Raw genomic sequence first — 12,886 nt, forward strand, 5'->3', positions numbered from 1 at the left:
CGGCCGGCACCTCCACTCGCGGGGTCCGCGCCCCGCACCACCACCGATCAGAGGAAGTGACATGCCTGCTTTCACCGCAGCCGACGTGAAGCGTCTCCGTGACGCCACCGGCGCCGGCATGATGGACTCCAAGAAGGCCCTGACCGAGGCCGATGGCGACTACGACAAGGCCATCGAGTTCCTGCGCGTCAAGGGCGCCAAGGACGTCGGCAAGCGCCTGGAGCGCTCGACCACCAACGGCGTGGTCGTCAGCCGGGACGGCGCCCTGCTCGAGCTCGACTGCGAGACCGACTTCGTCGCCAAGAACGCCGACTTCGTCAAGCTCGCCGAGCGCCTGCTCGACCTCGTCGTGGCCGAGAAGCCGGCCGACGTCGACGCGCTGATGGCCACCCAGGTCGACGGCCAGTCGGTCGCCCAGCTCATCGAGTCCGAGTCGGCCCGCATCGGCGAGAAGCTGGTGCTGTCCCGGTTCGCCGTCTTCGAGGGCACCACGGCGGTCTACCTGCACAAGCGGGCCACCGACCTGCCCCCGGCCATCGGCGTTGCCGTGCAGTACTCCGGCGGCGACGCCGACGCGGCACGTTCGCTGGCGATGCACATCGCCGCCGCGCGTCCGCGCTACCTGACCCGCGAGGAGGTCCCCGCGGAGGCCGTGGAGACCGAGCGCCGGGTCGCCGAGCAGACCGCGAAGGAGGAGGGCAAGCCCGAGCAGGCGATCACCAAGATCGTCGAAGGGCGGGTCAACGCCTACTTCAAGGACTTCGTCCTGCTCGAGCAGCCCTCGATCACCGAGCCGAAGCGCACCGTCAAGCAGGTCATCGCCGACGCCGGCCTGACCGTCGACCGGTTCGCCCGGTTCGAGGTCGGCCAGGCCTGAGCCCGACCTCCGAGGCCTGAGAGCTCTCAGCCACGGAACACCCACCGGCCCCGTTCTCTCCAGGACGGGGCCGGTGGCCTGTCCGGACCCGCCGCCGGGACACCTGCGCGCACCGGATGCGGCAGGATCGACACACCTGACACCGAACCGAGGAACGCCCGTGACCGTGCTGAAGTCCGCGCCCACCGCCTTCGCCCCGCTGGACGGCTCCGGCTACGACCGGGTGCTCCTGAAGCTCTCCGGTGAGGCCTTCGGGGGCGGCAAGGTCGGGGTCGACCCGGTCATCATCCGGGCGATCGCCGAGCAGCTGGCCGCCGTCGTCAATGCGGGGACCCAGGTCGCCGTCGTCGTCGGCGGGGGCAACTTCTTCCGCGGTGCCGAGCTCTCGCAGGCCGGCATGGACCGCGGCCACGCGGACTACATGGGCATGCTCGGCACGGTGATGAACTGCCTGGCCCTGCAGGACTTCTGCGAGAAGGCCGGGCTCGAGACCCGGGTGCAGACCGCGATCACCATGGGCCAGGTCGCCGAGCCCTACATCCCGCGCAAGGCGATCCGGCACATGGAGAAGGGCCGTCTGGTCATCTTCGGAGCGGGCGCCGGCATGCCGTACTTCTCGACCGACACGGTGGCCGCGCAACGCGCCCTGGAGATCGAGTGCCAGGTGCTGTTGATGGCCAAGAACGGCGTGGACGGGGTCTACGACGACGACCCGCGCACGAACTCCGCGGCCACGATGTACACCGACCTGGACTACGGCACGGTGCTGGCCAAGCAGCTCAAGGTCGCCGACGCCACGGCCATCAGCCTCTGCATGGACAACCAGATGCCGATCGTCGTGTTCAACCTGTTGCGCGACGGCAACATCGCCCGTGCAGTGGCAGGTGAGAGGATCGGCACGCTGATCAGCGCCCAGGCCTGACCGGCCGGACGTCGTTCGGGGCGGCGCACGCCGGGTGCCGCCCCATCCGCACACCGCACAGAACCCGGCAGCTGCCGCAGGAGGAGAAGACCCGTGATCGACGACACCCTGCTCGATGCCGAAGAGCGGATGGACAAGGCCCTGTCGGTCGCTCGCGAGGACCTCGGTTCCGTTCGCACCGGCCGCGCCGCGCCGTCCATGTTCAACAAGATCTTCGTCGACTACTACGGCGCGATGACACCGGTGCCGCAGATGGCCTCGATCACCGTGCCCGAGGCGCGGATGGCGGTCATCAAGCCCTACGACGCCACGCAGCTGCAGGCCATCGAGAAGGCGATCCGCAACTCCGACCTGGGCGTGAACCCGACCAACGACGGGTCGCTGATCCGGGTGGTCTTCCCCCAGCTGACCGAGGAGCGCCGCCGCGACCTGGTGAAGATGGCCCGGTCCAAGGGCGAGGACGCCAAGGTCTCGATCCGCAACGTGCGCCGTCGGGCCAAGGAGGAGCTGGACCGGATCAACAAGGACGGCGAGGCCGGCGAGGACGACGTGCGCCGCGCGGAGAAGGAGCTCGACGACCTCACCGCCGCGCACGTCGCCAGCATCGACGAGGCGATGAAGAACAAGGAGACCGAGCTCCTGGACGTCTGAGTCGACCGCCCGACGCCGCCGTGACCCGCGACCCGCACCGCCCCGAGCCCCTCGGCTCGGGGCGCCAGCCTGCCCGCGCCCGGACCGGGACCGCTGACGGGCCCGGCGGTACGGGGGGCAGCCCGGGCCGTCGGCCGGACCCGGACACCGGGCCGCTGGTCCGGATCGACCAGCCGCCGGTGCCGCCACGTCCTGGAGGCCGGCCCCCCGGGCCGGTCCCGGGACCGGAGACCGAGGACCTGCGCCGGGCCGGCGAGCCCACCGAGGCCCGTCCCCTGGCGTCGGGCGGGCCGGCGGCCGAGCCCAGTGGCGAGCCCGCGGACGCCCCCCTCACCGCGGTGCCCGACGCCCTGGGCACCGAGGTCACCGGAGAGGCACCACAGGGCACCCCCAGCGGCGCACCCCGGGCCGTCGGGCGGGCCGGCCGGGACATGGCCGCGGCGGTCGGGGTCGGGCTGGGGCTGGGCGCGGTCGTCATAGCGACGCTGCTGCTCTGGCGGCCGTCGTTCCTCGTCGTCGTCACCGCCGCCGTCCTGATCAGCGTGGTCGAGCTGAGCGGGGCCATGACGAAGGGCGGACACCGGCCGCCGCGCACCCCCGTGCTGGTGGGGGCGGTCGTGATGGTCGCCCTGGCCTGGACGCGTGGCCCCTCGGGCCTGGTCATCGCCTTCCTGCTCACCGTCTTCGCCGTGCTGCTCTGGCGGCTGGGCGACGGCCCGGTCGGTTATCTGCGCGACGCATCGGCGGCGGTCTTCGTCGCCCTCTACGTGCCGTTGCTGGCCGGCTTCGCCGTCCTGCTGCTGGTGCCCGACGACGGCGCGGCCCGGGTGCTGACCTTCATCGTCACGGTGGTCTGCAGTGACGTGGGCGGCTTTGCTGCGGGGGTGCGCTTCGGGAAGCACCCGCTGGCCCGCACGGTCAGTCCGAAGAAGTCCTGGGAGGGGCTGGCCGGGTCGGTCGGGGCGTGTGTGCTCGCGGGCACGCTGCTGATCGCCCTGGTGTTCGGCGGGCCGTGGTGGGGTGGCGTGCTCTACGGCGTCGCCATCGCCGTCACCGCCACCCTGGGCGACCTGGGGGAGTCCCTGATCAAGCGGGACCTGGGCATCAAGGACATGGGCACGCTGCTGCCCGGCCATGGCGGTCTGATGGACCGGATGGACTCCCTGCTCCCGTCGGCCGCGGTGGCCTGGCTGATCCTGTCGGTGGTCGCGCCGGTCTGACCCGGGGGCGGTCCGGGTCAGGCGCCGGGACGGCCGTTCGGGACGTCATGGCAGCATCCGGGCGGTGACCGAGGGGACGGACGGGCAGGGGGCGGACGGGCAGGTGCCCGGTCCGACCGAGTGGGGTGGGTCGATCGGCGTCGGCCCCTGGACCGGTCCCTGGCCGACCGATCCGCGGTACGACCGCGAACTGCTCGCCGAGGGCGATCGCCGGAACGTGGTGGACCGCTACCGGTACTGGCGCCTGGAGGCGGTGGTCGCCGACCTGGACGCGCGACGGCATCCGTTCCACGTCGCCATCGAGAACTTCGAGCACGACCTGAACATCGGCACGGTGGTGCGCACGGCCAACGCCTTCCTGGCGGCGGAGGTGCACGTGGTCGGCCGCCGGCGGTGGAACCGGCGGGGGGCCATGGTCACCGACCGCTACCAGCACCTGCGTCACCACCCGGACGTGAGCGGGCTGCTCGAGCACGCGGCGGCAGAGGAGCTGACGGTGGTGGCGGTGGACAACGGCCCCGGTGCCGTTCCGCTGGAGACGGTCTCGTTGCCGCGCCACTGCGTCCTGCTGTTCGGCCAGGAGGGGCCCGGTCTCACGCCGGCGGCCCGGGACGGCGCCACGCTCACCGTGTCGATCGCCCAGTTCGGCTCGACGCGGTCGTTGAACGCCGGGGTCGCCGCGGGCATCGCGATGCACGCCTGGATCCGGGAGCACGCCGACCTCAGTGCTGTGGCCCAGCCCGGCTGATCGACTGGTCGACCGGCGAGGCCGAGCGCAGTGTGACCGGTCGATCACGCCGCGCCTACCGGATGGGCAGGCTGCGCTCCGGCAGCATGGCCGGTCGGGTCTGGTGTCCGGGCTCGGCCACGACCGGTGGCCGAGACGGCGACCGGCCGGGGAGGAGTGGCCGTGGTGTCGGGCCGACCGCGGGGTGACGAGTCGCCTCAGGACCAGACGGCGTCGCCGGTGGACGGTCAGGACCAGCGCGCCTCGGTGGGCCCGGGACCGGACGGGTCTGCGGCCGGTGATGCGGGGACCGGTGATGCGGTGACCGAGGTCCCGGAGACCGTGGTGCCCGAGGCCGTGGTCCCCGACGTCGAGGTGACGGACGTCGAGGTGACGGACGTCGAGGTGACGGACGTCGAGGTGACGGACGTCGAGACCCCGACGATCGAGGCGCCCGAGATCCGAGCGCCCGAGATCGAAGCAGCAGAGCTCGAGGTGTTAGAGCTGGCCCGCCCGGCCGCCCACGAGTCCGCGGAACCCCCGGCCACCGGCCATGCGCCGACCGATCAGGTGACGGCCGGCGAGTTCCCGTGGGAGGAGGCTCCCTGGGACGAGGCGTGGCTGCCGCAGTGGGTCCACGCCGGGCCGCTGACGAACGGCGTGTTGTCGCCCGAGGACTCCGACGTCCTCCCCGAGCCGGTCGACCGGGGGGACCTGACCCCGGGGGCGTCCACCGCACTGGTCACGGACCTGTCGGAGGCCGATCGCACCGTCGAGGACGACCAGGCGCAGCTCGCTGCCTGGGCCGCCGACATCGCGGCTGCGGAGGCGCTGGCCGCCGCAGCTGCCGGCACCCGCGTCACGACCGCAGCCGACGCTCCGCCAGCCGTCCGGACCCCGCCGGCCCCTGTTCGGCGGCGGCGGTACCGCGTGCTGCTCCCGGCGGCAGTGCTCGTCCTGGCCGGGGTCGTGGCCGGCTTCACCCTGCCCGGCGGGCCGGACGGTGCGGGACCCTCGGTCGCTGCCGTGCAGCGGGACACCGACCAGCGAGCCGCGCCGACGACGTCGAGCCGACCACCGGCGGCGCGGCCGGGTGGGGTGTCTGCACCCGACGCCGGCGACGGCCTCGTGGCCCCGCCCGTCACCACGGCTCCGACCGGGTCGCCGAGCACCGCGGCGGCACCCCGCCCGCGGACCGCATCGACCCAGTCGACCTCGGCGGTCCGGAACCGCGTGCGGCAGGTGATGGCGGCGCCTCGGTCCCGCGTGCAGCCCCGCGTTCCCGCGGGCTCTGTCGTGCAGCGGCCAGCACCGCCGATGCGGCCTGCCCCGAACGTGCCGGCGCCGGACGACCCCGCTCCGGTCGTCACCGACCCTGCCCCCCTCGGCCCGCCCGCGACCGGCCCGGTCGGCGGACCGACGCTGCCGGACGACGACTGCGCCGTGCCCGTGCCCGTGCCCGTGCCCGAGGACAGCGAGACCCCGGACGAGAGCACCGACGAGGGCACGGACGACCCGGCCGTCGACGTGGTCGTCGACGTCCTGGCCGCGACGTGCGCGCCGGTGGACCCCGACGAGCAGGTCCCCGGTCCGGACGCCACCGACCCGCAGGAGCCCGGCCCGGTGGGCACCGACCCGCCGGCCCCGGATCCGGTGGTGACCGACCCCGGTGGTCCGCAGGTGCCCGGCGGACCCGGGGACGGGTCGTCCGGCGGGGGCGGGGCCGTGCCGCCGACCGCCGCCCCCGCTCCGACCACCACACCGACAGCGACGCCGACCGTGACCTCGCCGCCGCCGCCGCCGCCGCCGCTGCCGTCGCCGTCGCCGCCGACTGCGACGACCGCCCCGACGTCCGGAGCACCTGACCCGTCGGCGACGCTGGCCGAGGCACGCGGCCGGAGCTGACGGCCGGAGCGGCGTGCGCTGATCCTCCCGGGGAGCGATGTCACCCTCCACCGAGCCACCTCCGGCGGCCTGGTGGTGGGAGCATGGACGTCGTCATGACTGTCTTGCCCCTGGTCTTCGAGGCCCCCCGCCGCACCAAGCCGCCTCGGCACCTCGCCGACCTGACCCGTGCGGAGGCCCGTGCGGCGATCGTCGAGCTGGGTCAGCCGGCGTTCCGCGCCGACCAGCTGGCCCGGCACTTCTACGCCGGGGTGACCGACCCGGAGCAGATGACCGACCTGCCGGCCGCCTCGCGTGCGGAGCTGGCCGGGGCGCTGCTGCCCGGGCTGCTGACCCCGGTGCGGCACCAGTCCGCCGACGGCGGCCGCACCCGCAAGACGCTGTGGCGCCTGCACGACGGGGCGCTGGTCGAGAGCGTCCTCATGCGCTACCCCGACCGCGCCACCGTCTGCATCTCCAGCCAGGCCGGCTGCGGGATGGCCTGCCCGTTCTGCGCGACCGGCCAGAGCGGCCTGACCCGCAACCTGTCCGCGGCCGAGATCATCGGCCAGGCGGTCGCCGCAGCCGCTGCCATGGCCAACGGTGAGATCCCCGGCGGCCCCGGCCGGCTGTCCAACGTCGTCTTCATGGGCATGGGCGAGCCGCTGGCCAACTACGCCCGGGTGCGCAAGACGCTCGACGCGCTGCTGACCCCGGCACCGCACGGGCTGGGGCTGTCCCAGCGCGCGGTGACCGTGTCGACGGTCGGCGTCGTCCCGGCCATCCGGAAGCTGACCGACGAGGGGCTCAACGTGACCCTGGCGGTCAGCCTGCACGCCCCCGACGACGAGCTGCGTGACGAGCTGGTGCCGATCAACACCCGCTGGAAGGTCGACGAGGTGCTGGGCGCCGCTGACGACTTCGCCCGCCGTACCGGTCGCCGGTACTCGATCGAGTACGCGCTGATCCGGGACATCAACGACCAGCCGTTCCGGGCCGACCTGCTCGGGAAGCTGCTGGCGAAGCGGCTGGCGCACGTGAACCTGATCCCGCTCAACCCGACACCGGGCAGCAAGTGGGACGCCAGTCCGTTGCCCGCCCAACGGGAGTTCGTCGCCCGGCTGCGTGCCGCGGGGGTGCCGACCACGGTCCGCGACACCCGCGGCTCGGACATCGACGGCGCCTGCGGTCAGCTGGCCGCCGCCGACCAGGTCGACGGGGTGCCGAGCATCGCCGTCCCGGTGCCGGGCATCGAGGAGGGCGTGCCCCTCGGGGCCGAGTCGGACCAGGGCTGACCGTGCTGCCCGACGCGGAGGCGCACGAGCACAGCCACGCCGACGTCTCGGGTGGCTGGCTGCGGGCGGCCGTGTTCGGCGCGATGGACGGCCTGGTGACCAACACCGCCCTCGTGGCCGGCGTCGGTGCCGGGGGTGCTGCGGCGCAGACGGTGGTCCTGGCCGGGGTCGCCAGCCTCGTCGCCGGGGCCATCTCGATGGCGCTGGGCGAGTACACGTCGGTGACCACCCAGAACGAGCAGCTCGAGCTCGAGGTCGCCAAGGAGCGCGGGGAGCTGGCACGCAACCCCGAGGGGGAGCGGCACGAACTGGTCGCCCTGCTGCGCGCCGGTGGGGTGGACGACGACCTCGCCGAGCGGGTGTCGGTGCAGCTGTCCCGGGACCCGGAGACGGCGCTGCGGCTGCACGTCGTCGCAGAGATCGGGCTGAGCCCGGAGGACACCCCGTCGCCGAGGGTCGCTGCGGTCTCCTCGTTCGTGACCTTCTCGATCGGCGCCGCCGTGCCGCTGCTGCCCTACCTCTTCGGCCTGAGCACGCTGTGGGTGGCCTTGGTCTGCGGTGGTGTGGGCCTGGTGGTGGCCGGTGCGCTGTCCTCGCGCTTCACGCCGCGGAGCTGGTGGTGGTCCGCGCTGCGCCAGCTGCTGTTCGGGGCGCTGGCCGCCGGCGCGACCTACCTGATCGGCAGCGCGATCGGCGTCGCTGTCGCCTGATCCGCCGGTTCAGCCGTCGCAGGACATCCCGGCGGAGGACAGCGCCGTGGCCGTCGCCGGCGAGGGGAAGCGGAGGAGCGTGTCGTTCACCGGGTCACCCACCGGCAGTACGGACACCGGTGCGAGGTCTGCCCTTGCCAGCCAGGCCAGGTCCGGGAGCGACGTGCCGTGGTCCACGGTCAGCGCATCCGTGGCCGCCCAGGCCACCCGCTGGAGCCGCCAGGGCCGGACGAGGGACTCCTGGACCCGGTCGGCCAAGGCGTCGACCACCTGCCCGGCAGCCGACGCCCGACCGTCCGGGTCGATCGGCGCGGGCACCCACTCGCCGTCCACCCGGTGTTCGGGCTGGCGGGAGCGCACCATCGCCAGTGCGGTCCGGCCGTCGAGCTGCTGTCGGCCGGCCTCGGTCAGCTCCAGCCCGGCGACGGGGTCGCGCACGGGGATCGGGACGTCGACCGACAGCCCACCGGCTGCGTCGACGACTGCGGCGAAGCCGGCCAGGTCGACGCTCACCAGGTGGTCGGTGGCGACCCCGAGGTGGCACAGCGCGTCGACGGTCGCCTGCGGCCCGTCGAGCCAGCTGAGCGCCAGCCGGCCCGTCGTCTCACCCGTGTTCAGCACCAGGTCTCGCGGCACGGAGAAGACGGTGGAGGAATCGCCGTCGGAGTGCACGACCAGGACGACGTCCGCCCGGGCGCCGGGGACCTGGTCGGTGGTGCCGAACTGCTCGGCCGATGCGCCGGCCGGCAGCTCGGCGCGGGAGTCGACACCGACCAGGACCCAGGTGGTGCCGGGGCCGGTGGTGGGCGTGACGGCCGCTCGATCGATCCGACCGGTCAGGACCGCGGCGTCGACGGTCACCGCCAGCACCAGGACGGCCGTGACCAGCAGTGCCCACCGGACGGCCCGGGAACGCGGCGAACGCCGGCCAGGGGGAGCCTGGCCGGCGTTCGCCGTGGTGCTGCGGGTCATGCTCAGGCCTGCGTCGCTCCCGCGGTGCGGCGGCGGCTCAGCACCAGGGCGCCGGCGCCGGCGCCCACGAGCACGGTGCCCGCGACCAGCGGCAGGGCGACGCTGGCACCGGTGTAGGCCAGCGCCTTGCCGTCGGCGGTCAGCGTGATGGTCTCCTCGAAGTGGCTGCCGGCGTCGCCGTCGAGCGCGAGGGTGTGGGTGCCCAGCGTCGTGCCGGCGGGGAGCGTGAAGGTGGCGGTGATGACGCCGTTGGCGTCGGCGGTGTAGGTGCCCAGGACGACCGGGGTCGAGTGCAGGACCAGGGTGACCTTCTCGAAGGCCTTGAAGCCCTTGTAGGTCTTGGTCACCTCCTGGCCGGGGGCGGCGACGTTGCTGGTGGCGGTGCTGGCCGTGGCAGCGATGCCCGGGGTGTTCGCCTTCGCGCCCGGCACGAAGGCGGCGGGTGCGGGGGCCGGGGCCGGCTTGCCGTCGGCGGTGACGGTGATGGTGGCGTTCGCGTACTGGAACTTGCTCGTGTACTGGTCGCAGGTCAGCCGGTAGGAGTAGGTGCCGAGCTCCGTGGGCGAAGTCAGCTCGAAGCTCCAGGTGCCGTCGGCGTTCGCCGTGACGCCATCGCCCCAGCCGGCGTCGTCGCTGTCGGGGGAGATGCTGGCGACGGGCTTCGTGGAGGTGTCCGAGGCCTGCGTGCAGCCGGCGCCGGAGATGGTGAAGGTGGTGCTGGGGGCCACCGTGCTCGACGGCGCGACGACCGGTGCGGCGGGCGCGGCGAGCGCGGCCGGCGCGATCAGCAGGGTCGCGGAGGCCGCGCCCAAGGTGAGACCGGTGACGACGGCGACGCGGGATCGGGACAGGCGGCTCATCGGGGTTCCTCCGTGTGTGTGTCGGCCCCGAGTGCGGGTCCGTTGCCGCATGTCTAGTCCGCCCGGACCCCTCGGATGGCACATTTCTGTGCGACACGCAGAAGAGTCGGACACATGTGCACAGTCGCGCCTCACAGCGTCCACTGCGGTGAACGGATTGTTGCCCGCGGCGGAGTCATCCGCCGTCATGTTCGTCCAATGGTGGGTGTGGCTCAGATGGGCTGCCGAAACGACAGAGGCCGCCTCCCCTGAGGGAGGCGGCCTCTGTCGTCGAGTCGCGAGCCGCTGGCAGCGGCGGGGTGGGTCAGCGGGAGCGCCAGGCGTTCTTCCGCCGGCGGATGTCCCACAGCAGCATGCCCACGAGCGTCAGGACGAAGCCGAGGATCCAGAGGTTCTCGACCTGGCCCTCGTGGTTGCCGAACAGCAGGGCGAGCAGCGACAGCACCATCAGCCAGCCGACGATCCGGCCGAAACGGCCGGACTCGGCGTGCCAGCCCCAGTCCGCAGGGTGCTCGTCGTGGACGGGCGCCTCGCCCGGACGGACGATGCCCTCCTCGCGTCTGGACTGCTCGACCACGCCGGCGTTCGTCTGGTGGCCCTGTCCCCGGCCGCTGTGCTCACTCACGGCGTCCATCTTGCCAAACCCCGGCGCTCTGCACCCGCTGGGAGCGGTCGTGGCGCAGGGTGGCGTCCGCTCATGGGTCGCAGGAGAGGCCGGCCGCCGCGACCGCGGCCCTGGTGTCCGCCGTCGGCAACCGGGCGATCGTGCCTCCCAGCGGGTCGCCGACCGGCAGGACCCGCAGGCCGTCCAGCTCCGCCCGAGCCAGGGAGGCGAGGTCCCCGGTCGAGGTGTCGGGGTCGGTGGCGAGGGCGCCGGAGGCCGCCCAGGCGACCGACTGCAGCCGCCACGGGCGCAGCGATGCCGATCGCACCTGGGTCATCAGGGCGGAGAGCACGGTGCCGGCGGCGGTGGCCCGGCCGTCGGGGTCGACCGGCGCCGGCACCCACTGGCCGTCGACCAGGTGCTCCGGGTGTCGGGAACGGACGAGGGCCAGCGCGGTCGCGCCGTCCACCTGCTGGTGGCCGGTCCGGGTCAGTTGCAGCCCGGCGGACGGGTCGCGGACCGGCTCGGGGACGTCGACGTCCAGACCGCCGGCGGCGTCGACCACCGCGGCGAAGCCGGCGAGGTCGACGGAGACGACGTGGTCGGTCGGGATGCCGAGCTGGCACAGCCCGTCGACGGTCGCCCGGGGTCCGCTCAGCCAGGTGAGCGCGAGCCGGCCAGGACGTCGGTCGGTCCGCACGACCACATCGCGCGGGACGGAGAACACGGTGGTGGCGGCGTCGGTCTGGTGGACGACCACGATGACGTCCGTGCGGGCCCCGGGCACCTGGTCGGGAGTGCCGAAGGCGGTGGCGTCGGCGCCCGCGGGCAGCCGGTCACGTGAGTCCAGTCCCACCAGCACCCAGGTCCGCCCGTCGGTGTCACCGGGTCCTCCGGACAGGTCGATGTCGATCTGGCCCACGCGGCCGGCCAGTACGGCTGCGTCCGCGCCCAGCGCGACCAGGAGGACGGCGAGCAGGGCCAGGGCGATGCGCCAGCGGCGAACCGTCTTCCCGGAACGCGGCGGACGCCGGCCAGGAGGTACCTGGCCGGCGTCCGATTCGAGCGGAACGGTCATGCTCAGACGTCCTGGGCACCTGCCGGACGGCGGCGCAGGGCGAACAGTGCGCCGGCGCCGGCGACGAGCAGCCCGCCACCCAGCGACAGCGGCAGGGCGAGGCTCGCGCCGGTGTAGGCCAGGTTGTCGGAGTCCGAGGAGCTGGCGGCGGTGACGGTCAGGGACTCCTGGAAGTAGGTGCCCTGGTCGCCCTCGAAGACCAGGTCGTGCTCACCGGCCGGGGTGCCGGCCGGCAGCGTGAAGCTGACGGTCACGGTGCCGTCGGCGTCGGCGGTGTAGGTGCCCACCGTCTGTGGCTCCGAGTGCAGGGTGACGGTGACCTTCTCCCGGGGCTGGAAGCCGGTCAGGACCTTCACGATCTTCGTGCCCTGGGCGGCCTGGGCGCCGGTGGTGGAGCTGGTCTTGGTGCTGGCGACGCCGGCGCTGTTCGCGGACTCGCCGCGCAGCTCGCCGGTCGGGGCGACGGTGGTCGGGGTCGAGTCCACCGGCGCCGGGGTGACCGGGTCGGGGGTGACCGGGCCCGGGGTGACCGGCGCTGCCGCCAGGGTGAACGAGAACTCGGGGTAGGCGAGCCAGTCCGCACCGGTGTCGGTCTCCCCGCCGTCGTAGGGCTCGCAGAGGGCGAAGGCCACGTAGCCGCCCGGCGTCGCACCCGGCAGGAATGCCAGCGTCGCGGTCCAGTCGCCCGCCTCCACCGGGCCCGTCAGGCTGAGCAGCGGCTCGGCTGCGGGGTCGGTGGCGTCTGCCGCAGCGAAGACGTCCACGTAGACGGTGGCCGGCTTGTCCGGGTACGTCGCCGCACACTCGGTGCCGGACAGCTCGTAGGTCTGACCGATCACCGCGGTGGACGGGCCCTGCAGGGCGGGGAGATCGGCGGGGGCGGCCAGGGCGCCCGGGGCGAAGGTGAGGCTCAGGGTGGCGGTGCCGAGGGCGAGGCCGGTGGCGACGGTGGCGCGGCGGGTGGACACGCGGGACATGAGGTCTCTCCGGTTGGTCGGTGGCCCGGTGTCCGAGCCGTCACGCGGGGTATCGGTACAGGAACGGCCGAGCTTGACCCGTACGCCGGACGACGCGCCGATTTCTTGG

Annotated in this window: 13 protein-coding genes; 8 read left to right on the plus strand and 5 right to left on the minus strand. The window is 73.7% G+C overall.

What is annotated here, in order from left to right; translation table 11 throughout:
* The first annotated feature begins 61 nt into the window (after positions 1–61).
* From tsf to O2V61_RS15970, 8 genes are all read left to right on the plus strand, one after another.
* Positions 62–877 (plus strand): translation elongation factor Ts, encoded by an 816-nt coding sequence (tsf, locus tag O2V61_RS15935; RefSeq protein WP_269184234.1) that lies wholly within the window; start codon positions 62–64, stop codon positions 875–877.
* Between the two features lie 160 nt (positions 878–1,037).
* On the plus strand, positions 1,038–1,799 hold the full coding sequence (gene pyrH / locus O2V61_RS15940; protein ID WP_269184235.1) for a UMP kinase: 762 nt from the start codon (positions 1,038–1,040) through the stop codon (positions 1,797–1,799).
* A gap of 93 nt (positions 1,800–1,892) precedes the next feature.
* A complete protein-coding gene (gene frr / locus O2V61_RS15945; protein ID WP_269158941.1) occupies positions 1,893–2,450 on the plus strand; it encodes a ribosome recycling factor in 558 nt (185 codons plus the stop codon).
* A gap of 338 nt (positions 2,451–2,788) precedes the next feature.
* A complete protein-coding gene (locus O2V61_RS15950; protein WP_269184236.1) occupies positions 2,789–3,670 on the plus strand; it encodes a phosphatidate cytidylyltransferase in 882 nt (293 codons plus the stop codon).
* Positions 3,671–3,734: 64 nt separating this feature from the next.
* Complete coding sequence (locus O2V61_RS15955) at positions 3,735–4,418, plus strand: TrmH family RNA methyltransferase (RefSeq protein WP_269184237.1); 684 nt, start codon at positions 3,735–3,737, stop codon at positions 4,416–4,418.
* Positions 4,419–4,718: 300 nt separating this feature from the next.
* Positions 4,719–6,302 (plus strand): hypothetical protein, encoded by a 1,584-nt coding sequence (locus O2V61_RS15960; protein ID WP_269184238.1) that lies wholly within the window; start codon positions 4,719–4,721, stop codon positions 6,300–6,302.
* Positions 6,303–6,397: 95 nt separating this feature from the next.
* The gene (gene rlmN / locus O2V61_RS15965; RefSeq protein WP_269184239.1) at positions 6,398–7,576 is read left to right on the plus strand and encodes a 23S rRNA (adenine(2503)-C(2))-methyltransferase RlmN; all 1,179 of its coding nucleotides are present in this window, start codon (positions 6,398–6,400) and stop codon (positions 7,574–7,576) included.
* Between the two features lie 2 nt (positions 7,577–7,578).
* Positions 7,579–8,286 carry a VIT1/CCC1 transporter family protein gene (locus tag O2V61_RS15970; RefSeq protein ID WP_269184240.1) on the plus strand — a complete coding sequence of 236 codons (708 nt, stop codon included), beginning with the start codon at positions 7,579–7,581 and terminating at the stop codon, positions 8,284–8,286.
* 9 nt (positions 8,287–8,295) lie between these two features.
* Here the strand turns inward: O2V61_RS15970 and O2V61_RS15975 are convergent, their stop codons facing one another.
* From O2V61_RS15975 to O2V61_RS15995, 5 genes are all read right to left on the minus strand, one after another.
* Positions 8,296–9,258, minus strand: coding sequence for an LCP family protein (locus O2V61_RS15975; RefSeq protein WP_269184241.1), 963 nt, complete (start codon positions 9,256–9,258; stop codon positions 8,296–8,298).
* 2 nt (positions 9,259–9,260) lie between these two features.
* A complete protein-coding gene (locus O2V61_RS15980) occupies positions 9,261–10,118 on the minus strand; it encodes a hypothetical protein (RefSeq protein ID WP_269184242.1) in 858 nt (285 codons plus the stop codon).
* Positions 10,119–10,422: 304 nt separating this feature from the next.
* Positions 10,423–10,743: a DUF2631 domain-containing protein gene (locus tag O2V61_RS15985; protein WP_269184243.1), complete on the minus strand. Its 321-nt coding sequence runs from the start codon at positions 10,741–10,743 to the stop codon at positions 10,423–10,425.
* Between the two features lie 70 nt (positions 10,744–10,813).
* Positions 10,814–11,800, minus strand: coding sequence for an LCP family protein (locus O2V61_RS15990; RefSeq protein ID WP_269184244.1), 987 nt, complete (start codon positions 11,798–11,800; stop codon positions 10,814–10,816).
* A gap of 2 nt (positions 11,801–11,802) precedes the next feature.
* The gene (locus O2V61_RS15995) at positions 11,803–12,777 is read right to left on the minus strand and encodes a hypothetical protein (RefSeq protein ID WP_269184245.1); all 975 of its coding nucleotides are present in this window, start codon (positions 12,775–12,777) and stop codon (positions 11,803–11,805) included.
* Positions 12,778–12,886: the final 109 nt, after the last annotated feature.

The sequence above is a fragment of the Modestobacter sp. VKM Ac-2985 genome, assembly GCF_026967925.1.
In the GTDB taxonomy this organism is placed as follows: domain Bacteria; phylum Actinomycetota; class Actinomycetes; order Mycobacteriales; family Geodermatophilaceae; genus Modestobacter.